Raw genomic sequence first — 1,007 nt, 5'->3', positions numbered from 1 at the left:
CCGGCAACGCCGGCAGCGGCACCACCGATTCCAACAACTATGCGATCGACACGGTGCGGCCGACCGCGACCATCGTGGTCGCCGACAGTGCTCTCAGCGCCGGTGAAACCTCGTTGGTGACCATCACCTTCAGCGAAGCAGTCAGCGGTTTTACCAACGCCGACCTGAGCATCGCCAACGGCACTTTGAGCGCGGTGAGCAGCAGCGACGGGGGCATCACCTGGACCGCCACCTTCACCCCGACCGTTGGTATCAACGATGCCAGCAACCTGATCACCCTGAACAACACCGGCATTGCCGACCTGGCCGGCAACAGCGGCAGCGGCACCACCAACTCCAACAACTACAGCATCGACACCGTCCTGCCGACCGCGACCATAGTGGTGGCGGACAACGCCCTGAAGATCGGTGAAACCTCGCTGGTGACCATCACCTTCAGCGAGGCGGTGACCGGCTTCACCAACGCCGACCTGACCGTCGCCAACGGCACCCTGAGCGCGGTGAGCAGCAGCGACGGCGGCATTACCTGGACCGCCACCTTCACTCCGAGCACCAGCATCACCGATGCCACCAACCTGATTACCCTGGACAACACCGGCGTCACCAATGCCTCCGGCAACGCCGGTAGCGGCACCACCGACTCCAACAACTACGCCATCGATACCGTGCGCCCGACCGCGACCATCGTGGTCGCCGATACCGCACTGAGAATCGGTGAAACTTCGTTGGTGACCATCACCTTCAGCGAAGCGGTGAGCGGCTTCACCAACGCCGACCTGAGCATTGCCAACGGCACTTTGAGCGCGGTGAGCAGTAGCGATGGCGGCATCACCTGGACCGCGACCTTCACCCCGAGCGCCAGCATCAGCGACACCAGTAACCTGATCACCCTGGATAACACCGGCATCGCCGACCTGGCCGGCAACGCCGGCAGCGGCACCACCGATTCCAACAACTATGCGATCGACACGGTGCGGCCGACCGCGACCATCGTGGTCGCCGACAGT

1 protein-coding gene is annotated in these 1,007 nt (G+C 63.6%); it reads left to right on the top strand.

Annotated elements, in window-relative coordinates; translation table 11 throughout:
* Nucleotides 1–1,007 (top strand): Ig-like domain-containing protein (locus tag AC07VU_RS30765; protein ID WP_495031031.1); only part of this gene is annotated, 1,007 nt, incomplete at both ends.

This window comes from Pseudomonas sp. GW821-FHT02B10 (assembly GCF_059421865.1).
This window is presented reverse-complemented; position numbering and strand designations above follow the sequence as displayed.